This window comes from Xenorhabdus griffiniae (genome assembly GCF_001028135.1).
Taxonomy (GTDB): domain Bacteria; phylum Pseudomonadota; class Gammaproteobacteria; order Enterobacterales; family Enterobacteriaceae; genus Xenorhabdus; species Xenorhabdus bakwenae.
The window spans coordinates 1-23,405 of sequence record NZ_LDNM01000076.1 but is presented as its reverse complement, the minus strand read 5'-3'; the positions used below and the strand labels follow the sequence as shown (position 1 = coordinate 23,405).

At 45.1% G+C, this 23,405-nt stretch carries 19 protein-coding genes and 4 pseudogenes; 7 read left to right on the top strand and 16 right to left on the bottom strand.

What is annotated here, in order from left to right:
* Positions 1-72 precede the first annotated feature (72 nt).
* From AAY47_RS14695 to asnC, 13 genes are all read right to left on the bottom strand, one after another.
* Entirely contained in the window at positions 73-495 is a 423-nt protein-coding gene (locus AAY47_RS14695; protein ID WP_047770884.1) for a F0F1 ATP synthase subunit epsilon, read from the bottom strand.
* Positions 496-516: 21 nt separating this feature from the next.
* The gene (gene atpD, locus AAY47_RS14690) at positions 517-1,899 is read right to left on the bottom strand and encodes a F0F1 ATP synthase subunit beta (RefSeq protein WP_047770883.1); all 1,383 of its coding nucleotides are present in this window, start codon (positions 1,897-1,899) and stop codon (positions 517-519) included.
* Positions 1,900-1,933: 34 nt separating this feature from the next.
* Complete coding sequence (gene atpG / locus AAY47_RS14685; RefSeq protein ID WP_047770897.1) at positions 1,934-2,797, bottom strand: F0F1 ATP synthase subunit gamma; 864 nt, start codon at positions 2,795-2,797, stop codon at positions 1,934-1,936.
* Positions 2,798-2,869: 72 nt separating this feature from the next.
* Positions 2,870-4,411: a F0F1 ATP synthase subunit alpha gene (gene atpA, locus AAY47_RS14680; protein WP_047770882.1), complete on the bottom strand. Its 1,542-nt coding sequence runs from the start codon at positions 4,409-4,411 to the stop codon at positions 2,870-2,872.
* A 14-nt stretch (positions 4,412-4,425) separates the two neighbouring features.
* Positions 4,426-4,959, bottom strand: a complete 534-nt coding sequence (gene atpH / locus AAY47_RS14675; protein ID WP_047770881.1) for a F0F1 ATP synthase subunit delta — start codon at positions 4,957-4,959, stop codon at positions 4,426-4,428.
* Between the two features lie 12 nt (positions 4,960-4,971).
* Entirely contained in the window at positions 4,972-5,442 is a 471-nt protein-coding gene (atpF, locus tag AAY47_RS14670; protein ID WP_047770880.1) for a F0F1 ATP synthase subunit B, read from the bottom strand.
* Positions 5,443-5,501: 59 nt separating this feature from the next.
* Positions 5,502-5,741 (bottom strand): F0F1 ATP synthase subunit C, encoded by a 240-nt coding sequence (gene atpE / locus AAY47_RS14665; RefSeq protein WP_045967711.1) that lies wholly within the window; start codon positions 5,739-5,741, stop codon positions 5,502-5,504.
* A gap of 51 nt (positions 5,742-5,792) precedes the next feature.
* A complete protein-coding gene (atpB, locus tag AAY47_RS14660; protein ID WP_047770879.1) occupies positions 5,793-6,617 on the bottom strand; it encodes a F0F1 ATP synthase subunit A in 825 nt (274 codons plus the stop codon).
* A 31-nt stretch (positions 6,618-6,648) separates the two neighbouring features.
* Entirely contained in the window at positions 6,649-7,026 is a 378-nt protein-coding gene (atpI, locus tag AAY47_RS14655) for a F0F1 ATP synthase subunit I (RefSeq protein WP_047770896.1), read from the bottom strand.
* 609 nt (positions 7,027-7,635) lie between these two features.
* Positions 7,636-8,256, bottom strand: a complete 621-nt coding sequence (gene rsmG, locus AAY47_RS14650) for a 16S rRNA (guanine(527)-N(7))-methyltransferase RsmG (RefSeq protein ID WP_047770878.1) — start codon at positions 8,254-8,256, stop codon at positions 7,636-7,638.
* 11 nt (positions 8,257-8,267) lie between these two features.
* Positions 8,268-10,157 carry a tRNA uridine-5-carboxymethylaminomethyl(34) synthesis enzyme MnmG gene (mnmG, locus tag AAY47_RS14645; RefSeq protein WP_047770877.1) on the bottom strand — a complete coding sequence of 630 codons (1,890 nt, stop codon included), beginning with the start codon at positions 10,155-10,157 and terminating at the stop codon, positions 8,268-8,270.
* A 375-nt stretch (positions 10,158-10,532) separates the two neighbouring features.
* A complete protein-coding gene (gene mioC / locus AAY47_RS14640) occupies positions 10,533-10,973 on the bottom strand; it encodes an FMN-binding protein MioC (protein WP_047770876.1) in 441 nt (146 codons plus the stop codon).
* Positions 10,974-11,064: 91 nt separating this feature from the next.
* The gene (gene asnC, locus AAY47_RS14635) at positions 11,065-11,526 is read right to left on the bottom strand and encodes a transcriptional regulator AsnC (RefSeq protein ID WP_047770875.1); all 462 of its coding nucleotides are present in this window, start codon (positions 11,524-11,526) and stop codon (positions 11,065-11,067) included.
* A gap of 166 nt (positions 11,527-11,692) precedes the next feature.
* Here asnC and asnA point away from each other — a divergent pair, with 166 nt between their 5' ends.
* Positions 11,693-12,685 (top strand): aspartate--ammonia ligase, encoded by a 993-nt coding sequence (asnA, locus tag AAY47_RS14630; protein ID WP_047770874.1) that lies wholly within the window; start codon positions 11,693-11,695, stop codon positions 12,683-12,685.
* Positions 12,686-12,688: 3 nt separating this feature from the next.
* Here asnA and viaA read toward each other — a convergent pair whose 3' ends face one another.
* On the bottom strand, positions 12,689-14,146 hold the full coding sequence (gene viaA, locus AAY47_RS14625; protein ID WP_047770873.1) for an ATPase RavA stimulator ViaA: 1,458 nt from the start codon (positions 14,144-14,146) through the stop codon (positions 12,689-12,691).
* A 111-nt stretch (positions 14,147-14,257) separates the two neighbouring features.
* Between viaA and AAY47_RS14620 the strand changes: the two genes are divergently transcribed.
* On the top strand, positions 14,258-17,737 hold the full coding sequence (locus AAY47_RS14620; RefSeq protein ID WP_047770872.1) for a DEAD/DEAH box helicase: 3,480 nt from the start codon (positions 14,258-14,260) through the stop codon (positions 17,735-17,737).
* A 74-nt stretch (positions 17,738-17,811) separates the two neighbouring features.
* Here AAY47_RS14620 and ravA read toward each other — a convergent pair whose 3' ends face one another.
* Positions 17,812-19,302, bottom strand: a complete 1,491-nt coding sequence (gene ravA / locus AAY47_RS14615; RefSeq protein WP_047770871.1) for an ATPase RavA — start codon at positions 19,300-19,302, stop codon at positions 17,812-17,814.
* Between the two features lie 218 nt (positions 19,303-19,520).
* Here ravA and AAY47_RS20765 point away from each other — a divergent pair.
* The 5 genes and pseudogenes from AAY47_RS20765 to AAY47_RS14595 all read left to right on the top strand — a co-directional run.
* A pseudogene (locus AAY47_RS20765) lies at positions 19,521-19,625 on the top strand (RbsD/FucU domain-containing protein); the annotation flags it as partial.
* 11 nt (positions 19,626-19,636) lie between these two features.
* Positions 19,637-19,753: pseudogene (locus AAY47_RS22800) on the top strand (hypothetical protein); the annotation flags it as partial.
* A gap of 28 nt (positions 19,754-19,781) precedes the next feature.
* Positions 19,782-20,195: pseudogene (locus AAY47_RS14605) on the top strand (substrate-binding domain-containing protein); the annotation flags it as partial.
* Positions 20,196-20,259: 64 nt separating this feature from the next.
* Entirely contained in the window at positions 20,260-21,189 is a 930-nt protein-coding gene (gene rbsK / locus AAY47_RS14600) for a ribokinase (RefSeq protein ID WP_047770869.1), read from the top strand.
* Positions 21,190-21,191: 2 nt separating this feature from the next.
* Positions 21,192-21,415 (top strand): annotated as a pseudogene (locus tag AAY47_RS14595) (LacI family DNA-binding transcriptional regulator); the annotation flags it as partial.
* A 127-nt stretch (positions 21,416-21,542) separates the two neighbouring features.
* Here AAY47_RS14595 and mdtD read toward each other — a convergent pair.
* Positions 21,543-22,928 carry a multidrug transporter subunit MdtD gene (gene mdtD, locus AAY47_RS14590; protein WP_047770867.1) on the bottom strand — a complete coding sequence of 462 codons (1,386 nt, stop codon included), beginning with the start codon at positions 22,926-22,928 and terminating at the stop codon, positions 21,543-21,545.
* Positions 22,929-23,405: the final 477 nt, after the last annotated feature.

Below are 23,405 nucleotides of genomic sequence, written 5' to 3'. Positions count from 1 at the left end.
GTAATGCAAAAAAGCCAGTTAGTTTTCACCAACTGGCTTTTTATCTAACTGCCTATACCCTTTGGGTATTTATTACATCATTTTTTTTGTCAATTCGATAACACGAAGTTTCGCGATCGCTTTCGACAATTCAGCAGATGCCTGAGCATAATCAACATCGCCGTGAGAATTACGGATGTGTTCTTCCGCCTTGCGCTTGGCTTCAAGCACTTTAGCTTCGTCCAAATCCTTACCACGGATCGCTGTATCGGCCAGTACGATAACGCCATTTGGCTGAACTTCAAGAATACCACCTGACAGGTAGATAAATTCTTCTTCACCAAACTGCTTAACAATACGTATCATGCCCGGTTTTATGGCAGTAAGCAGTGGTGTGTGTTGAGGATAGATCCCCAGCTCACCTTCACTACCTGTCACCTGAATTTTCTGTACCAGCCCTTCAAACAACAGTTTTTCAGCACTGACTACGTTCAGGGAGAACGTCATTGCAGCCATATCAACCTCCCGTCAGCCATATTAAAGCGTTTTCGCTTTTTCCATCGCTTCTTCGATGGAGCCAACCATGTAGAACGCCTGCTCTGGCAGATGGTCATAATCACCGTTCAGGATGCCTTTGAAGCCTCGGATAGTGTCTTTAAGAGGAACAAATTTACCTGGTGAACCGGTGAAGACTTCTGCAACGAAGAATGGCTGAGACAAGAAGCGCTGGATCTTACGGGCACGTGCCACAACCAGTTTGTCGTCTTCAGACAGTTCGTCCATACCCAGAATAGCGATGATGTCTTTCAGTTCCTGATAACGTTGCAGGATAGACTGAACACCACGAGCCACGTCATAGTGCTCCTGACCAACGACCAGTGGGTCAAGCTGACGGCTGGTTGAATCCAGAGGATCAACCGCAGGGTAGATACCCAGAGATGCGATCTGACGGCTCAATACGACGGTTGCATCCAAGTGAGCAAAGGTTGTCGCAGGTGATGGGTCAGTCAAGTCATCCGCAGGAACGTAAACGGCCTGTACGGAGGTGATAGAGCCAGTTTTAGTTGAGGTGATACGCTCTTGCAAAGCGCCCATCTCTTCCGCCAATGTTGGCTGATAACCTACCGCAGATGGCATACGACCTAACAGTGCAGATACTTCTGTCCCTGCCAGGGTGTAACGATAAATGTTATCAACGAACAACAGAACGTCGCGGCCTTCATCACGGAATTTTTCTGCCATCGTCAAACCCGTCAATGCAACACGCAGACGGTTTCCCGGTGGCTCATTCATCTGACCATACACCAAAGATACTTTATCCAGTACGTTTGAATCCGTCATTTCATGATAGAAGTCGTTACCTTCACGGGTACGCTCACCAACACCAGCAAATACAGAGTAACCTGAGTGCTCGATCGCAATGTTACGGATAAGCTCCATCATGTTAACGGTTTTACCTACACCCGCACCACCGAACAGACCCACTTTACCACCCTTAGCGAATGGGCAGATCAAGTCCATAACTTTAATACCGGTTTCCAGCAGTTCCTGAGAGTTGGACAACTCTTCATAGCTTGGTGCTGTACGGTGAATTGACCAGCGCTCTTCTTCGCCGATCTCACCTTTCATGTCAATGGGATCGCCCAATACGTTCATGATACGGCCCAGGGTTGCTTTACCCACTGGTACTTCGATTGGGTGTCCTAAATCAGTCACGTCCAAATGACGGCGCAGGCCATCGGAAGTACCCATTGCGATACAACGGACGATACCCCCACCTAACTGCTGCTGAACTTCCAGCACCAGTTTTTCTTCACCGTTTTTAACCTCAAGGGCATCGTATACTTTTGGTACGCTGTCCTGAGGGAATTCGACGTCCACCACGGCGCCGATTACCTGGATAATCTTTCCAGTAGCCATCTTGAATCCTCTACGTAATTCGTAAACCTAGCTGTTAAACCGCAGAAGCACCCGAAACGATTTCGGTGAGTTCCTGAGTGATGCTGGCCTGACGAGCCTTGTTGTAAACCAACTGCAACTCTTTGATCAGGTTGCCACCGTTATCGGTCGCGGCTTTCATCGCTACCATTCGTGCGGCCTGTTCACTAGCCAGGTTTTCAACGACGCCCTGATAAACTTGCGATTCTATATAGCGACGCAGCAGGGTATCCAACAGCGCCTTAGGATCAGGTTCATACAGATAGTCCCAGGACTTCTTCTTCAGTGTTTCATCGTCTCCGGCTGGCAGAGGCAATAACTGAGTGATCGTCGGAACCTGAGACATTGTATTCATGAACTTGTTTGTCACTATATACAGTTTATCCAGACGCCCTTCGTCATATGCTTGCATCATGACGTGGACTGGCCCGATCAGTTCGGATAATGATGGGTTATCTCCCATCCCTGTTACTTGGGCAACAATGTTGCCACCAACAGAAGAAAAGAAGGAAACCGCTTTTGATCCAATAAGCGCCAAATCAACTTGAACGTTTTTATCAGACCAGTCTTTCATTTCTATCAGCAATTTTTTGAACACGTTAATGTTCAAACCGCCACATAAACCACGGTCAGTCGAAACAACCACGTACCCAACACGCTTCACTTCGCGCTCTGCAAGGTAGGGATGTTTGTATTCCAGATTACCTAACGCAAGGTGTCCAATCACACTGCGAATGGTTTCTGCATAAGGACGGCTGGCTGCCATGCGATCCTGCGTTTTACGCATTTTGGACGCGGCGACCATCTCCATCGCTTTAGTGATTTTTTGCGTGTTCTGCACACTGGCGATTTTGGTACGTATCTCTTTTGCGCCGGCCATTTCTGCTTCTCCGAATTCAACCAGACGGCCCATTTTTTATTCATCAACAGAATCAAACTGGGCCGAATAGTGTTACCAGGACTGAGTCGCCTTGAAGGATTCCAACAGCGCTTTCAGCTTCGCTTCGATCTCGCCATTGTAATCACCAGACTGGTCAATCTCTTTCAGAAGATCAGCATGTTCACGGTTAGCATAAGCCAACAGCGCAGCTTCGAAACTGACCACTTTTGCGATTTCGATATCTTCCAGATAACCACGTTCAGCAGCAAACAGAGACAGAGCCTGCTGTGCAATGGACATCGGCTGATACTGTTTCTGCTTCAACAACTCAGTGACTTTCTGACCATGATCCAACTGCTTACGTGTTGCATCATCCAGATCAGAAGCAAACTGGGAGAATGCTGCCAGTTCACGGTACTGAGCCAGAGCGGTACGAATACCACCAGACAGTTTCTTGATGATCTTAGTCTGAGCAGCACCACCTACACGGGATACTGAAATCCCTGGGTTAACCGCTGGACGGATACCTGAGTTAAACAGAGAAGATTCAAGGAAGATCTGACCATCAGTGATGGAAATAACGTTTGTTGGTACGAACGCAGAAACGTCACCCGCCTGAGTTTCAATGATTGGCAGTGCAGTCAGAGAACCGGTTTTACCCTTCACTTCACCATGAGTGAATTTTTCAACATATTCAGCGTTAACACGCGCTGCACGCTCCAGCAAACGGGAGTGCAGGTAGAAAACGTCACCAGGATATGCTTCACGTCCAGGTGGACGACGCAGCAACAGGGAAATCTGACGGTATGCTACAGCCTGTTTAGACAGATCATCGTAAACAATCAGGGCATCTTCACCGCGATCACGGAAGTATTCACCCATCGCACAACCAGAGTAGGGCGCCAGATATTGCAGGGCCGCAGATTCAGAAGCGGATGCAACAACAACGATGGTGTTTTCCAGTGCGCCGTGTTCTTCCAGTTTACGGACTACGTTAGCAATGGTAGAAGCTTTCTGGCCAATCGCAACATAGACACATTTGATACCAGAATTACGCTGGTTGATGATAGCATCAATAGCCAGAGCAGTTTTACCGGTCTGACGGTCACCGATGACCAGTTCACGCTGGCCACGGCCGATTGGGATCATGGCATCTACGGATTTGTAACCTGTCTGGACAGGCTGGTCAACGGATTGGCGATCGATAACACCTGGTGCGATCACTTCTACCGGTGAGAAGCCATTGTTCTCAAGAGCACCCTTGCCGTCAATCGGTTCACCCAGTGTGTTAACAACACGACCCAGCAGACCACGACCAACAGGCACTTCCAAAATACGGCCAGTACATTTGACTTTCATGCCTTCGGCCAAGTCAGCATACGGACCCATCACAACCGCACCTACAGAGTCGCGCTCCAGGTTCAGTGCAATTGCGTAACGGTTGCCAGGCAGAGAAAGCATTTCACCCTGCATGACATCAGCTAAACCGTGGATACGAATGATCCCGTCGTTAACGGAAACTATCGTACCTTCATTGTGAGCTTCGCTCACGACATTGAACTGAGCAATACGCTGTTTGATCAGTTCGCTGATTTCGGTGGAATTCAGTTGCATATGCTCCAGTCCCCTTAAGACTGCAAGACGTCTGTTAAACGATTCAGACGGCCACGAATACTGCCGTCAATCACCATGTCACCCGCGCGGATAATCACGCCGGCAATAACAGACTTGTCAATTTTGCAATTCAGCTTCACTTTGCGTGACAGACGTTTTTCCATCGCCGCAGAAATTTTAGCCTGCTGCTGCTCATTCAGTTCGGTCGCAGAAGCCACTTCAACATTGATAGTCGATTCAAGTGACGCACGCAATTGGATAAATTGCTGGAAGACTTCTGGCAGTACCAGCAAGCGACCATTTTCTGCCATTACACGAATAAAGTTCTGAGCATGCTCATCAACCTGCTCACCACAAAGGGTGATAAAGGTTTTGGCTAACGTTTCCGGTGCTAATGAACCGGAAAGCAGCTCACCAACCTGCTCATTGCGAGTAACCTCAGCAATAAACGCCAGCATATTCTGCCAGTGTTCAAGCGACTGGTGTTCTACAGCAAAGTCAAAAGCAGCTTTGGCGTAGGGGCGAGCTACCGTAGCGAATTCAGACATGCCCCTCCCTCCTTACAGTTCAGCGACCAGTTTATCAACGATGTCGCTGTTAGCAGCTTCATCCACGGAACGTTCGATGATTTTCTCGGCACCTGCGATAGCCAACATCGCAACCTGTTTACGTAACTCTTCACGCGCACGCTTGCGTTCAGCTTCAATTTCAGCATGAGCTTGCGCCACAATTCTGTTACGTTCCAGCTCTGCTTCTGCTTTCGCATCATCAATAATTTGGGCTTTTTGTTTATTAGCCTGCTCAATGATAACTTGTGCATCAGCTTTCGCTTTTTTCAGTTGGTCGGTCGCATTGGCTTGCGCTAAGTCCAGGTTCTTTTTGGCACGCTCTGCTGAAGCCAAACCGTCAGCAATCTCTTTCTGACGTTTTTCAATGGCCGCCATGATTGGTGGCCATACATACTTCATGCAGAACAAAACAAACAGGACAAACGCTAAGGCCTGGCCGAGGATTGTTGCGTTAATATTCACGACACAATACCTCTAATTTCAATTAATAAATTGGCGTAAATTTAAGTTCTGCTATCTTATTAACCGCCAACAGCAAACATCATAAACAAGCCTAGGCCCACAGCAATCATCGGGATGGCGTCAACCAGGCCCATGACGATAAAGAACTGCGTACGCAGCAGAGGAATCAGATCAGGTTGGCGAGCAGCGCCTTCCAGGAATTTACCCCCGAGGATGCCGATACCGATCGCAGCACCGATAGCCGCCAAACCCATCAGAATAGCGGCAGCTATGTACAGCAGATCCATGTTTATATCCATGACAGTCTCCAGTTTGTTTCAAGTTAAAACACAATTATTGATTGATAAAAATTAATGCTCTTCAGATGCCATCGACAGATAAACAATCGTCAGAACCATGAAAATAAAGGCTTGTAACGTAATAATAAGTATGTGGAAAATCGCCCAAGGCAGGCTGAGTAACCACTGTGCTCCCCACGGTAGAAGGGCTGCAATAAGAATAAAGATCAATTCGCCAGCATACATATTACCAAACAGTCGCAGACCGAGTGATATAGGTTTAGACAGCAAGCTGACCCCTTCCAAGATTAAGTTAATTGGAATAAAGAGTGGATGATTGAAAGGCTGCAATGTCAGCTCCTTCGCAAAACCACGAATTCCTTTCATCTTAATGCTGTAGAACAGAATGAGGACAAAAACACCGAGGGCCATCGACAAAGTGACACTGACGTCTGCGGTTGGAACAATACGCAGAGCAGGCAAGCCGAAGAAGTGTTCACCGATTAGAGGAATAAAATCGATTGGCAGCAAATCCAATGCGTTCATGAGTAACACCCAGACGAACACAGTCAAAGCCAGAGGAGCTATCACTTTGCTCTTGCCGTGATACATATCACGCACGGTGTTATCAACGAAGCCGATTACCATTTCTATTGCAGTCTGAAATTTGCCCGGAACGCCGTCAGTGGCGCGAACCGCAACTCTTCTGAATACGAATAGAAACAACATCCCTAATACGATGGAGAAAAAAAGCGAGTCGATATTCAACGTCCAGAACGTCGCCTCATAACCACTAGCGTGGGGATTGACCAACTCAAAGGTACGCAAGTCCAACTGAAGGTGCTTCAGGTGATGACTTATGTACTCCGAAGTTGAAACTTCTCCTGATGCAGACATGATGCTTTTTACCCTTTTGTTGTTAAAAACGCTAACCGTTCATTACGGCAGGTGCGATGATCTGCACAATCAGCACCGCTAAATAGGCCACACCAAGTGGTGCAAATGCCGCCTTGAACACCCCTAAAGCGACTATCAGCACGGTTATCGTAATGATAACCTTCACCCCTTCGCTAATCGCGAAAAACCATGCAATCCGTACTGGAACCCCTTCTTCTTTTACCTTTTGGAAGCGGCTAAGTCGCATAAAAATGGCATTTGGTAGCCAACATGCTAGCCCACCAGCAAAAGCAGAAGCGCCCCACTCTATACTTTTGGTACAAAAAGCTACACTGAGAATAACAAAAGTCATTAACTGCAAAAATAACAGTTTCAGTGCCATTCTACCGCTGTAAAGGGATACAGACATGACTTTTGTTTTCTCCCTGTGGTACACCATCACATATCAGGCTTTGCTGAATGTTGTATAAAACTGGCTTTGCTTAAGAGTGTCAAGTGACAAAAACGTGCAAATTATACGGGCCGCCAAAATGAATTCAATCCATAAGTAGCGAAAAAGTGAATAATTATTTAAATTTCTAACTTTGATGCTAGATCGCTCACAAATACCATTTAATATTCTGCAATGACTAATGGTATGACCTCAAAATTAAACGTGATATACATCACATTAAACAAAAATCATTAATTATGTTTATCATTAAATATGTGATAAAAATCTTTTATTTTTTTATCGAAAATCAAACTATTAATATTATAGCTATGAAGTTTTATCTGATATACCGATAAAAAAGATTAAATGATTATTTTCTCGCTTTCTCTAAAGTTTATTTATAAAGAAAATCGATAGCAATCTTTGAAAAGAGAAATTCTGCCAATATAAAAATAACGTTGATTTTCTGTGAATCATCAGTAAATAAAGTTGAATTCATGGAAGAGAATAATGAGTAACGCCAGTTACATTTTAACTGTCGTTGGCGTCACTTATTATTTAGATTTTTATTGACAAATAGCAAAATTAGTTTGACTTAAGTATTACCAGATGACGCTGTTCATCTAACGCTGTGACCTGGAGAGGAACGACAGTGTCGAGCACAATCCCCGTTGGCAATTCAGCCAATTCATCTTCCGGCAATACACCTTTCAAAGCATAAAAACGCCCTTCACGTGGTTTAGAAAGATGGTTGCACCATGACAGCATGTCTTGCAGTGAAGCAAATGCACGGCTAATCACCCCATCAAAAAGAGGTTCGGGAATAAATTCTTCAACCCGGCTCTGTACAGGCTCAATATTGTTTAAGCCTAATTCATGTTGAACCTGACGCAAAAAGCGAACGCGTTTTCCCAAACTATCCAATAAAGTGAAATGGGAATCTGGACGTACAATGGCCAGTGGGATGCCTGGCAAGCCAGGCCCTGTTCCAACATCAATAAAACGCGTTCCACGCAGGAATGGATTAACAACAATGCTATCCATAATATGCCGAACCAGCATCTGTTCTGGGTCGCGGACAGATGTCAGGTTATAAGCCTTGTTCCATTTATTGAGCATGTCAACATAGGCAACGAGCTGCTGTTTTTGTGGCAGTGATAACGTAATGTCAGTTTTCGCCAGCAGTGATTCCAATTTATTAAGCAAAATCTGTCCTCTTAGGCGCTACGACGCAATAAACCTTGTTTTTTCAGCCATACCAGCAAAATAGAAATTGCTGCTGGCGTGATGCCTGAAATCCGTGAAGCCTGGCCAATTGAACTGGGTTTATGGTCATTCAGTTTTGCAATAACTTCATTTGAAAGCCCGCTCACTTGTTGGTAATCCAAATCAACAGGCAATGCAGTTTTTTCATTACGTAACTGTTTTTCGATCTCTTCTTGCTGACGGGCAATATAGCCTTCATATTTCACTTGAATTTCAACCTGATCCGCAGCTTGAGGCTCAGTCAGCCTAGGAGAGAAACGGGATAACGACGTCAATAATTCATAATTCATCTCAGGGCGGCGCAGCAAATCTTCACCGTTGGCTTCTTTTGATAGCGGTGTTTTCAGCATCTGGTTGATATCCTCTAAGTTATCAGAGTGAGGATGAACCCAGATATTGCGCAGGCGCTGGCGTTCTTGCTCGATCATGTCAAATTTGCGGCAATAATGCTCCCAACGGAGATCATCCACCAAGCCAAGTTTACGGCCCTGTTCAGTCAGACGAAGATCCGCATTGTCTTCGCGCAGCATCAAACGATATTCAGCGCGGGAGGTGAACATGCGGTAAGGCTCTTTGGTGCCAAGTGTGCATAGATCATCAACCAATACGCCAATATAAGCCTGATCACGGCGTGGAAACCAACCTTCTTCACCATAAGCATAGCGTGCAGCGTTAAGGCCAGCCAGTAATCCTTGTGCGGCGGCTTCTTCATATCCGGTGGTGCCATTGATCTGACCAGCAAAAAACAGACCGTGAATAAATTTACTTTCCAGTGTTTGTTTTAAATCACGTGGATCGAAGAAGTCATATTCGATCGCATAGCCAGGGCGGATAATACGGGCATTCTCCATGCCTTTCATGGAGTGAACAATTTGCATCTGAACATCAAATGGCAAACTGGTAGAAATACCGTTTGGATAGATTTCGTTACTGGTTAATCCTTCAGGTTCCAGGAAGATCTGGTGAGCGTTACGATCCGCAAAACGCATCACTTTGTCTTCGATGGAAGGACAGTAACGAGGGCCGATCCCTTCAATGATCCCCGCATACATTGGACTGCGATCCAAGTTATTGCGGATCACTTCATGGGTTTTTTCATTGGTATGCGTGATGTAACACGGGATCTGCCGTGGGTGTTGATCAACGTTACCCATGAATGAAAATACGGGTGTGGGGTTATCGCCCAGTTGTTGTTCAAGCTCGCTAAAATCAATGGTTCGAGCATCAATGCGAGGGGGTGTACCTGTTTTCAGGCGAGCTACACGCAATGGCAATTCACGTAAACGGTGAGATAATGAGATCGCGGGAGGATCACCTGCCCGTCCTCCACTGTAGTTTTCCAGTCCGATGTGAATTTTTCCATCAAGGAAAGTCCCTACGGTCAGCACTACAGATTTAGCTTTAAATTTCAATCCCATACGGGTAACAACACCTGTAACTGTGTCGTTTTCAACAATGAGATCTTCAACGGGTTGCTGGAAGATCATTAAGTTAGGTTGATTTTCCAGTGCTGTTCTTACAGCTTGTCGGTAAAGTACTCGATCCGCTTGTGCTCGTGTTGCCCTAACAGCAGGGCCTTTGCTGGCATTGAGTGTTCTAAACTGAATCCCGGCCTGATCTGTGGCTTTTGCCATTAGGCCACCAAGTGCATCGATCTCTTTTACCAGATGCCCTTTACCGATCCCACCAATGGCTGGATTACATGACATCTGGCCCAAAGTATCAATATTGTGAGTCAGTAGTAAGGTTTGACGCCCCATACGTGCGGAGGCCATCGCTGCTTCAGTACCGGCATGACCCCCGCCGATAATGATGACGTCAAAGTGCTCTGGATAAAACATGTGCGAACCTTCAATAGTGAGAATGCTTCATATGCATCAGGGAGAGAATTCTACCCAAGTTTGGAGCTGAGACCAAGAGGTGAGAGATCATCATTAATTAAAAGAAGATCTTTTTATTTAAAGATCTCTTTATTAGATCTTTTATTAGGATCACGATCATCTGTGGATAAGTGGGTTTTCCATATAAAGATCATGATACTGTAAAGGATCATTTGCTGTGAATGATCCGTGATCCAACTCAGTATAAGCTGGGATCTAAATGCCTAGTTATTCACAGCTACTTAATTGTAACTCGGTTATTAAATGGATAACTACGGGTTAACCCCTGCTTTTCAGACAAGTTATCCACAGCTGATCGTTATATTTTTAATCAGATCAGAGTAACTTTGCCCACTCTTTAACCCATTCTTCGGCTGGATCTTCGGGAATTTCGTGTTGCAGGATATCGATTTCCAATCGATCGCCGATCCGTTTTGCTCCATGATCTTCTAATAAGCGTTCCAGTGATCTTATTGCGCCACAGAAGGTGTCATATTCGGAACTGCCGATACCGACGGCTCCAAATGTGATATTGCGGAGATCTGGTTGCTGTTGTGTGATCTGATCTGCCAGAGGTTGGAGATTATCAGGTAAATCCCCAGCTCCATGCGTTGAAGTAACGACAATACACAACCCTTCACGTGGGAGATCTTCCAATGAGGGACCATGCAGCATCTTCGTTGAAAAGCCATTATTTTCTAAGATCTCAGCCATATGTTCTGCGACGTATTCGGCGCTACCCATTGTGCTGCCGCTGATTAAGGTTATTGTGCTCATCATGATCCTTGTTAAATTAAAGAATAACTATTGTACGCAGTGAATCTATTGGGATCTACCTGTGGATAATGTGGTTAACTGGTTTTTCGTTTTAAGGTTTTATTGTCCTCATTATCGGGTTTTGCAGGGAGATCAACGTTTCTGTTGACTGGATTTCGTCAATCGTTTGGATCTTGTTGATAAGTACGTCCTGAAGAGCTTCTATGGATCGGCACATGACTTTAATGAAGATACTGTAGTGCCCTGTGGTGTAATAAACTTCAACAACTTCATCAAGCATGTCGAGTTTCTTCAATGCCGCCGGATAGTCTTTGGCGCTTTTTAATATGATGCCAATAAAGCAGCACACATCGAACCCCAGTTGTTTAGCACTGATATCAACCCGAGTCCCTGTGATGATCCCAGATTGTTTCATTTTTTCTACGCGGACATGAATCGTTCCTGGGCTTACTGCGAATTTTTTGGCTAATTCTGCGTAAGGTGTACGTGCGTTCGCCATTAAAGCATGAAGTATGTCACGGTCTAAATTATCGATCTGATAAATTTCCGCCATTTTCAACCCCTGTTTTTGAATAATATTCATTTTTATAGTGTAAAATTTATCGTTTATAAATCTTATTCACTATTTTTATCATCATATATTGAATTTGTACCTCATTTTGTTGCTTAATCTATATCAACAGGACACAGGGCCACTAAAATATTTTGAGAGCTGCATCATGAAAACATCCTTTATTGAAAAGCAACAGCAGATTAGTTTTGTGAAATCATACTTTTCCCGTCTGTTAGAGAAAAAACTTGGCTTAATCGAAGTGCAGGGACCTATCTTAAGTCGTCTTGGTGATGGTACTCAGGACAACTTATCGGGTCATGAAAAAGCGGTTCAGGTGAAAGTGAAAACTTTGCCAGATGACACATTCGAAGTGGTTCATTCTCTGGCGAAATGGAAACGTAAGACATTAGGTCGCTTTGGTTTTCAAGCTGAACAGGGATTGTATACTCACATGAAAGCTCTGCGTCCTGATGAAGATCGCTTGACGCCTATCCACTCTGTTTTTGTTGATCAGTGGGATTGGGAGAAAGTGATGGGTGAAGGTCAGCGTTCACTCGACTATTTAAAACAGACAGTAGGTAAAATCTACGAAGCAATAAAAGAAACACAACAAGCAGTAAGTAAGGAATTTGGTCTGGCACCGTTCCTGCCAGATCAAATTCACTTTATTCACAGTGAAGAGCTTCTGAAACGTTACCCTGGTCTGGATGCTAAAGGTCGTGAACGTGAGGCTGCCAAAGAGTTTGGTGCCATTTTCCTGATGGGCATTGGTGGTAAGTTGTCCGATGAGCAGGCTCATGATGTACGTGCGCCGGATTACGACGATTGGACTACACCAAACGGTGATGGTTTCTTTGGTTTAAACGGTGACATTATTGTCTGGAACCCAGTTTTGCAGGATGCTTTTGAAATTTCTTCTATGGGTATCCGTGTTGATGCAGAGACGCTGAAACGTCAGCTTGCACTGACTGGTGATGAAGATCGTCTGCAATATGATTGGCATCAAGCGTTGATCAGCGGTGATATGCCACAATCTATCGGTGGTGGTATCGGGCAATCCCGCTTGGTGATGTTGCTGCTGCAAATGGCACATATCGGTCAGGTTCAGTGCGGTGTCTGGTCACCTGAGATTATTGAATCCGTTGAAGGTGTACTCTAAGTTTTAATTTCGCCACCTTCTTTGTAAACGGCTTATAAGCCCGGTATCAAAACACCAGATATAGTCGAATATCTGCATAATACCGGGCTTTCCGTAATGGGAAAGGGAGACCGCATGGAAGCGGTGTTGCTGATGCTGTTGCAGATTTTTTATCTGATGGATTAGGGAGTCTGGCAAACGTTGGGCAATGAAATCTGAAATAACAACAGCATCAGCATCTTCCCAACTATTTTCTTTCATTTTTTCAACGGTTGCATTTAAACAAGATGCCAGATCGGTTCCTCCCCTAAAGGTTTGTCCCAGAAAATGCATCGCTTGAGTGAGTCCATCCGGTGATGTTAAGTCATAATGAATAAGTTGTGTCGAGAACAATATAATATGACAGTGACGATTATCCGCCAGTGCAATACGCATCAAAGCCAGACAGAGTGCTTTTGCACATTGCTCATTAAATCCACCCATTGAACCTGAAGTATCGACACAAACAATAAATGGTCCTCGAGGTTGTTTTTCATTATGGTGATGTGTAACGGGTTTGAGAGTGGTTTTCGGTTGCCAATCGTCCCCTTGTAGGCGATAGGATAGTAATTTTTTCTCCACCAGCCGCCGGTAAAATTCGTATTCCAATGCGTCAATACCCAGCATAGCCATCTCGGTGGGTAATAACCTTAAGATATCGTCGCTTTGCCTAATCCCGCTAATTTGCTCCGGTATAGTCTCTGGCACCCTTTCAGGTCGGGTAAACGGCTCCAGAACGACGCTTTCTTGAGGGATTGCTTTCGCTGCCTGACTGCGGCCAAGTAATTGCGCCAGTTTTTCCAGCTCAGGTTGCTGTTTAAGAAAGTCAGCATAAAGAGTAAATAGTTGTATATTTTTCGTGGTCAGGTGAAGTTGTCCTTTACTCATATCCCATAATCGGCCTGCCGCGTGATCATTGTGATCAAAGAGGGGATCAAGGTTACCACTGAGTGTTAATCGCTTCTGGATCTCTGCAAATAGTTGATCTTTTTCTTGTTCTAATAGTGTCTTGTTAAAGGTCGTCGCTTGCAGGATCAGGCTGAGATGCCAGCGTTGGATAAATAACATCTGTTCTGAAGGGGGGTGTTCAGAGAATGCTTTGGATAGTGTATTGGCTTCTTTGGCAAAGGGGGATCCGAGCTGTTGGAGTTTCTTCAGGATATTAGGTAATTGTTGATAGAAATCTGACGTATCAATTGCCTGTATGTGTTGGTATAACTGAAACTCTTCAGCTAATGGAGCAGGGATGCGTGTCTCTTTTATTCTCTGCTGCAATGCTTGTTGCCATGAGGGAAGATCTTTCAGCAATGCGTCCTTAAGCCTTGGGAACTTGCCAAAGAAAATAACGAGCTGGGGGGAACCTAACAATACCAAAATGATCTCTTCGATCAGCTCGCTTTCATTGATAGAGAGCAAGAGATCGAGTGTGGCTAGTGTTAACATGTGGGTTTCCCATTGTGGGGCATGTGCCAATGTTGCAAAAAATAATCATGTGCTTTGTAGCCAAACCTCGTAAAATTTAGTCTATATCTTCTATCTTCTTTGGTAAATATCATGAGTTATGGTAATACCTGGTGGGGTAAACAATGGCTGAACGCTCTCACTAATATAGATTATGACAACCGATTGCCGCGTGGGAGAACTTACGCTAATAAAGGTGTGGTCAAGAATCTGACATTGAAAGGAGGCACTTTGCAGGCGAAAGTGCAGGGTTCTCGTCCATTACCTTATCAAGTTTTAATTCAAGTCCCTTCACTGACCCAGAAACAAATCAATCGATTGCTTGATGTGTTGGTGGGTGATCCTGGTGTGATCGCCCGTCTGCTTAATCGAGAATTAGATCCTTCAGTGTTAGAGCAGGCTAAACGCTTGGGTATTGCGGTATTTCCGTCCCAGTGGAAAGATTTAACGATGAGATGTTCCTGCCCCGACTGGGTAGTGCCTTGTAAGCACTTGGCGGCAACGATTTACTTGATCAGTCGTCAAATCGACAGCAATCCTTTTCTGGTGTTCTCCCTGCGTGGTGTGGATCTTGTTCAGCAGCTAAAAGAACGAGGAATTAATATTGAGCGCGAGGCAGTGGTCAATGTGCCGCGCTTGTCGACCCTGTTAATTGAAGGTGGCGCGTTGGTAGACGCTACCCTGCCGGATCCGATGGCACTGGAAACGTTGGATTATACTGGCTTGCCATCTCTGTCTGAGCCGCTATTGGCGGTATTGCCTACACAGACGGTTTTTTTTCCTGACGGTGATCTACGCAAGGTGATGCAAAGAGTACTGACGCGGGTGGCTAAGTTTGCCCGCAAGGTATTGGATGGCAAAATTCTGATGGATATGCCTGTAGTCACTTTGTTGGCTCCCCACCGTCCCCGTATCACGTTGAATCGGGAGGGAGATGCCATCATCAGTGGTGTCAACGGGCTATATACTATTGAAGAACTGGACACTGCGCTGGCACAACTTACACCAGCAGACTTGCCGGACAGGCAACCAGAGGTAGCCGCCCTGTTCCACCTGCGCATGATATCTTTGCATCTGCTGGTTCACGGAGCGGTGGTGCCACAGGTATTTTCTGTGGAGCCAAATGTTCTGGGAGTGCGTTGGTTACCCGCTATGCTCGATAACCGGGTTGCTGAACAGATACAGCTTCTGGCAAGAGGCTTGCCGTCGCAATTGGCCGTGTTAAGTCGGAACCAGACTATTTCACCGATAATGCAGACCTGCGCGCTATGTGCGGTATTTCTCGGTTATTACCTGCGAATGGCGTCGGAGTATGTCAGAGAGAAACCGCGCGACAATAAAATCTTGTCCTTGTTATTCAGTGGTGAACCGAAAAATTTTGATGGTCCAGAGGAAAGTGCTATCGGTCCTGCCTTACAGACTTGGCTTGCTCGTTATCATCTGGCTGAACGGGACTATTCTCCCGTACTGAACCTGAATGAGGGGGAGTTCGGCGATTTCGAGGTGGGGTTGGCTATTCAGCCCAAATCGGCCTTGTTGACACCACCGGTTCCGTTGTACAGCGTACTAACTGAGCAAGAGTGGAGTCAGGCGCGTTTCGGCATCTTGCAGACGGTCATTCTGCTGGCCGAATTTTTCCCTCCTCTTAATGACTACCTGAGACAGGGCGCACACTCTCCTATTGTTCTGACGGCGGAACAACTGCCTGAGCTATTGTTCAACACACTACCTGCCATTCAACTGCTCGGCATTCGCACTTTGCTACCCAAGGTGTTGGAACGATTGTTACGCCCTCGGTTGTCGATGAACGTATCTAGTCGGACTCAGGGACTTGGAAGCAATCAATTGCGGGTTGATGAGATCCTGACTTTCGATTGGCGGGTCGCTTTGGGTGAACATCATCTGACTCGTGTCGAGTTCGAGCAATTGGTTCAGGGCGCAACGGGCGTAGTGCGTTTCAAAGGAGAATATGTCTACTTAGATCCGGAAGAAATTGCGAGTTTGCAAGCCCAACTGAACCGCCCCTCAAAATTGTCGGGCACTGAATTGCTGCGCACGGCACTGGCTGGTGAATATGGTGGCACACCGGTAAAGCTCGACGACAACACGCTACAACTGCTGACCGAGTTGAGGGAGTCGGGTGAAATGCCTTTACCGTGCGATCTCAACGCTACCCTGCGTCCGTATCAACAACGCGGTTACGCTTGGATGATGCGCAACTTACAGGTAGGATTTGGCAGCGTGATTGCTGATGATATGGGGCTTGGAAAAACCCTGCAAGTGATCGCTACACTGCTCAAACTTAAGCAGGACGGTGCCTTAGAGCAGTCTAAGGCATTAATAGTGGTTCCCACCAGTTTGCTGACCAATTGGCAGAGGGAAATTGCTCGCTTTGCGCCAACGATCAGCATTGACGTATTTCATGGCAGCAAACGTGAATTGACCTGTGAACGACCGGACGTCTTGCTGACTACCTACGGTATTGTTCGTAGTGCGGTGACCTCGCTCAAGGCTATGTCCTGGCGGGTTCTGGTGGTGGATGAAGCGCAAAACATCAAGAACCCGTCTGTCGCGCAGACCAAAGCGATCAAATCTATTCCTGCTGCTGGCTATATTGCCATGAGTGGTACTCCCGTTGAAAACCGTCTGTCTGAATACTGGAGCTTAATGGATTTTGTCAATCGCGGTTATTTGGGCACACTTAAACGTTTCGAGAAAGATTACACTACGCCGATCCAGATCAACCGCGATCGGCAGGTAGCAGAACGCTTCCAACGCATCACCGCCCCCTTTCTCCTGCGCCGCCTTAAGTCCGATCGCAGCGTGATCAGCGATCTGCCCGACAAGGTTGAAAGTGATCAATACTGCACCTTGACGGCAACACAAACCGCACTGTACGAATCGGTGGTGCGTGAAAGTCTGCTGACCCTTGAAGCTGAAGAAGATCAGTTCAAACGCCAGGGCTTGGTATTACAAATGATTCTGTCGCTCAAGCAGATCTGCAACCATCCCGATCTGTACCTGAAACAACCTGCCAGCGATGCTATAGCGTCCGGCAAACTCGAACGCTTGTTCGATCTGCTCGACGATATACATGCCAGCCACGAGAAAACGCTCATTTTCACTCAGTTCCGTGAGATGGGGGAATTATTGGCTCACTGGTTACGACAACGCTACGGGCAGGCCCCGATGTTCCTGCATGGCGGTCTGTCCCGCACTAAACGTGACGAAATGGTGGAGAAATTTCAGACCGACCGCACTGAACGGGTGTTTCTGTTATCCCTCAAGGCCGGAGGGACGGGGCTTAACCTAACTGCCGCCTCAAACGTGATTCACTTCGATTTATGGTGGAATCCCGCAGTGGAGGCGCAGGCTACTGACCGTGCGTATCGCATTGGTCAACAGCGTAATGTGCAGGTGCACCGCTTTATTACCAGTGCCACCTTTGAAGAACGGATTAACGAAATGATCCAGCGTAAGCGTGAGCTATCGGATATGGTGGTGGGTAGCGGAGAACAATGGATAGGCAATCTGGATACGCAAGCGATTAGAGAACTGTTTGCGCTTGCTTGATTATAACTCCATCCCAAGGGAGACGATATTTGCACTTTGTATAAGTCGCTCCCTTGCGGAATATCAACACGATATTACCCACTCATTTTTACCCTCAACTGTTTCTGTTTTTCAGTTAATTGCAGAAAACTCTGTTCAATGTTGACAAGCCAATGTGCTTCGATAAATAAACAGGGTTGATGCTGACTGAATAAATTGCGTTGTTGCTGAATTTCATCGCTGATGGATATCAGTTTTTCATGCCATTCTGTATTGGTGTTTTTTGAAGTACTAAATAGGCAGAGAACAGCGCTATTACGGCTAATATCCAGCACTGTAAGCAGGTTCTTTTCATTGATTTCTGCCGTGATAGTTTGAGGAAAACCAATGCCGTTTAAACAGGCAGAGAGTTCTCCTGTATTATTTTTTAGAGCGTTTTCCAGAGAGTTTTTATCTAGTTCGATGAAATTGACTTCAATATTATGCATGTGTAATGAAGGACGTAAAAATAGGGTCAGTTTTTCATCTGCTATATCTGCGGGCAGTGAATAAAGGGTCTTACGGCCAAACAGAGAGGATTTGGCGACTAATTGCAGGGGATGGTCATTTTCTCCTTGGTTGGATTGTACCCATTGCTGGTATAACTTCTCCATTTTTTGCAGGAGGGCATGTTGTCGATAAGCCTGTTCTGTCAATAAGACATGCAAAAATTGGGACAAGAATTTTAAGCTATTCAAGTCGTGCCATAGGCAATCTTTTAATAGCACGATATCTAACGGGGATATCTCATTTCTGCCGCTGAAAAAGGCACAGGCTTGCAGTAAACGGATAGATTTTTTCCAGCGGCGATCTGAGACATCAGCCGTGCTCTCAGTCGCATTGACTTGTTGGCGTAATTGATAAATCAGTTCGAAGATATGATCTGGCAGGGATACATGATTGATCTTGTCTTGCCATTGCTGAAATTCAGCATCAGTGATTTGAATATGGGCAGGCACGGGATTGCTATTTTCCTTGTTTCGGTCAGTCAGCAAGGCGCGAAAATTTTTCTTTTCCTGAATTTTGTCCAGCCAGAGTCGAATCAACATGCGATCGTAGAGTGCTTCCAGACTGCTATCACTATCCGGGAGTTCATTGGATGCTGTAACCAGTAAACGCATCGGTAGTTGTTCTTCCAGGTTGCCATTTCTGAATTTCTTTTCATTAATCGCGGTGAGTAACGTATTCAAAATGGCGGGACCTGCTTTCCAAATTTCATCCAAGAAAACGATTTCCGCTTCGGGTAAATAACCTTCAGTAAGGCGCTGATAACGGCCTTCATCTTTGAGCGCTTGAATGGAAAGGGGGCCGAAGATCTCTTCTGGGGTGGAAAAACGGGTCATCAGATACTCAAAAGCGCGTGCGTTTTGGAATGCAAATTTGATCCGACGCGCGATAAGGCTTTTGGCTATTCCCGGGGGGCCAAGAAGAAAAATGCTCTCTCCACATAATGCGGCTAGCAGGCACAGGCGAATAGCTTGCCGTCTTTCATATAGTCCGCTTTCTAGATGCTGACCTAACTGGGATATTTTCTCGACCAATTGCATAGTATGGACACCAAGGATTGAAGAGTTACCTTCCTTTATTTATAGATAAAATTCACCCTATGCAAAGATTTTGATGATAAGTTATTTTTTCCCTTTATTTATCTCCCCCATTAAACGTTTCTATGATGATCACATTTTTATATTAATCATATTGTCCTTGATGGTTAGCTTTATATGATGACTGTTTGGCGAAACGTTTCGCTAAACAGTTTATAAAAATGAAAAAAGGCGTTTTATTACATTCTGATATTTCAGCCGTTATTTCTCGTTTGGGACACACTGATCCGATTGCGATCAGTGATGCGGGCTTACCTATCCCGTCGTTGTGGCTTCCACTGGTTCCAAATCCGCTCAGGAAGCTGGTATTGGCATTCTTCATCAAGAATTAAACCCCATCCCCCAACTAACGATTGCTGAAAACATTTTTTTGAGTCGTGAATTCGTCAATAAACTGGTAACTATTTTCTCCGTCATGGCATAAAGTGCCACTATCAGTGCTAATTAAGGGCAATGTTATCAGCTATATTGCTTCTGACAGCCGTTTAGGTGCCAAAATGGTCGCTGATTATGATCGCACAAAAGGGATGAATGTTATGCAGAACTTGCTGACAGTTCATCCGTCAGTACAAGCTGTTTTCGCTCAAAATGATGAAATGGCTCTTGGTGCATTGCGAGCGTTGCAGGCAGCCGGTAAAGAAGAGGTGTTGGTTGTCGGATTTGATGGCATTGACGATGCTCTTAAGGCTGTACAGAGTGGTAAATTGGCAGCAACCAACGCACAGCGTCCGGATCAGATAGGTATCATTAGTGTTCAGACTGTGGACAAAGTGCTAAAAGGTGAAAAAGTTGATGCCATCATTCCGGTTGAGCTGGAATTAGTTGTGAAGAAATAATCAGCATGATTCATGCAGTCATTAATTTTTATGGCTGCATTATTTTTACACAGGAATAAATGTAATGCGTGTGGCAAAACTGGTAGTGATGGGTAGCATCAATGTAGATCACATATTGAATCTCAACTCTTTTCCCCAACCAGGGGAAACAGTGAGAGGAGAACAATATAAGGTTGCCTTTGGAGGAAAGGGGGCAAACCAGGCCGTTGCTGCTGGTCGTTGTGGTGCTGACATTACATTTATTGCTTGCGTTGGCCAAGATGATGTCGGCATACGTGTTTGCCAACAGTTGGCGAAAGATAATATCAATACTTCCTCAATTGAGGTGATTGAAGGGGAAACAACGGGCGTTGCTCTGATTTTTGTCAATCGGCTGGGTGAAAATGTTATTGGCATTAATGCCGGGGCGAATGGGAAGCTAACGCCTAATTATTTCCTTCGTCATGAACAGATTGTCAAAGAAGCTGATGCATTGTTATTGCAGCTTGAAACGCCACTGGAAACCGTACAACTTGCTGCTGAAACGGCCAAGAAACATCATGCTAAAGTGATTTTGAATCCAGCACCGGCACAGCAAATCTCAGATCAATTACTGTCGCTGGTGGATATTATCACGCCGAATGAAACTGAAGCGGAATATTTGACTGGCATTGCCGTAAAAGATGATGTTGGCGCGAAAAAAGCCTCGCAGGCTTTACATCATAAAGGCATAGAAACGGTCATTATCACATTGGGTAGCCGAGGCGTATGGCTGAGTGAGAAAGGTAAGGAAGGGAAAATTGTTCCTGGATTTAAAGTAAAAGCGATCGACACAATTGCTGCTGGGGATACATTTAATGGCGCCTTGGTAACAGGATTGCTGGAAGAAAATACCCTGTTGTCTGCTATCCGCTTTGCTCATGCGGCGGCAGCGATTGCCGTTACGCGTCAGGGAGCACAACCTGCGGTTCCGTGGCGGAATGAAATTGACGCATTTCTATCTGAACAGGATTAACTGTGGCTACCATGAAGGACGTTGCCCGTCTGGCGGGCGTCTCAACATCAACAGTTTCTCATGTGATTAATGGCAATCGTTATGTCAGTGACAATGTGAAAAAGAAAGTCAATGCAGCGATTGAGGAATTGAATTATGCGCCGTCTGCTTTGGCAAGAAGCTTGAAAATAAAGCAAACTAAACCAAAACCATTGGTATGTTGGTTACAGCCAGTGATAACTCTTATCCATCAACCCAAGGATGAATTGGGTAAGCCTGCTTTATCGAATGAAAAATCCAGAAAGCGAACCAAAGCAACTGATTTTGACACCTAAATTGATCGAGCGAAGTTCTGTAGCAAGTCGCTAACGGGTTCATTTCTTCTTAATTAAGTTATTACCGTCTTCTTTATTCAGTAATAGAAAAACAGTAGAAGAAATCAAGGTAATCACTCCCATCGTGATTAAAGTATAGTGGAAATGGTTGATGGCTGAACCATATTCCATTGACTCATAAAATCGCAGAACTGCCGCACTGATGGTCACCCCAAAACTGATGGATAACTGTTGAGTGACTGATAACAGGCTATTACCGGCACTGGCATTGTTATCATTCAGATCAGCTAAAGTGATTGTATTCATCGCTGTGAATTGTGTGGACATGACTACTCCCAATATAAAAAGAGGAATTATCAACAATATGATGGGGAGTTCCGGTGTTTGTAGCGAAAATTGTGAAATCATTATGCCAATAATAATCGTGACCCAGATGAGTGTTTTTCGATATCCAAAGCGGGTCAGTATCTTAGTGACAAAAGATTTGGCTAAAATTGAACCAATTGCATTCGGTGCCATCATGACGCCGGCAATGACTGCTGGAAATCCAAACCCCACTTGGAGCATTAAAGGAATAATAAATGAAAGCGAGCCAGTACTTAGCCGAGTAGCAATATTGCTGGCGATGCCAATTGAAAATGTACGTGTCTGGAACAACTGGAGATTAATGAGAGGATTTGAGTGTCTTTTTGCATGGAAGACATACCCTAATAACATAATGATACCGCTACAAAATAAAGTAGGGGAAAGATAATCAGAGAATGTCTGATCTCCAAATAAATCAAAACTGACTGAAATCATCACCAGGCCCATACTAAACAACATGAATCCCAGAAAATCGAAAGGGCATTTGGGCATAGTTAAATTAGGCATATTCTTTCTGGCGTAAATGATACCTAATAAACCAATGGGAATATTGATGATGAAAATCCAGTGCCATGTTGCATAAGTGACTAACAATCCGCCAAACATTGGACCCAAAATTGGGCCTAATAACCCTGGCATGGTGACAAAATTCAAAATAGGTAGCAGTTCACTACGTGGATATGATCTTAATAGAGCCAGGCGCGCAACGGGCATCATCATAGCTCCACCTATACCTTGAATAACTCTGGATGCAACTAAGAAAGAAAAATTAGGCGATAGCGCACAAGCAAGCGAGCCTAAAGAAAAGAAGAAAACAGCATAAATGAATACCGTACGAGTACCAAATCTATCGGCAAGCCACCCGCTTACGGGAATGAGCATTGCTACAGTTAAAGTATAACTGACAATAGCGGGCTGCATTGCCAGTGGAGAGTGATCAAGACTTTTTGCAATTGCCGGTAGTGCGGTGTTAAGAATTGTGGCATCTAAAGACTGCATAAAAAAAGCCATCGCTGCAATCCAAGGTAACCCCGACATATTGCGTGCGGATTTGACCATCAGATATCCTGTTTATTTTTTAATGATAGTGAATACATAATGTCTCACTATACCAAATTCAACCATTTATTGGTTGTTAATCAACCAACAACTTCCTCTGGGGCCAATTGACAGTTGCCGTAGGCAATTGCACAACAATCATTGTATAAGAACTTTGCCTCTATGATTGTTGTTTAAACCCTCAATTTTAGGATGTAAAACATGCAAAATTACCGTTTTTGTTGAAAAAAACCACGAACAGAAAAAAAAATCAAAAAAAACTATTGTCAGCGCCGAAAAACCCCCTATAATGCGCCACCACTGACCGACGCCGAGCTGAAACAGGCCGCGAAGGACGGTGAGAGAAAAGCGAAAATAATCGCTTGACTCTCGAGGCGAAAAGCGTAAGATACGCAGCCTCGCAACCCGGAAGAGACGCCCGGTTGCCAACGCTCTTTAACAAATTAATCAGACAATCTGTGTGGGCACTCACAAGAC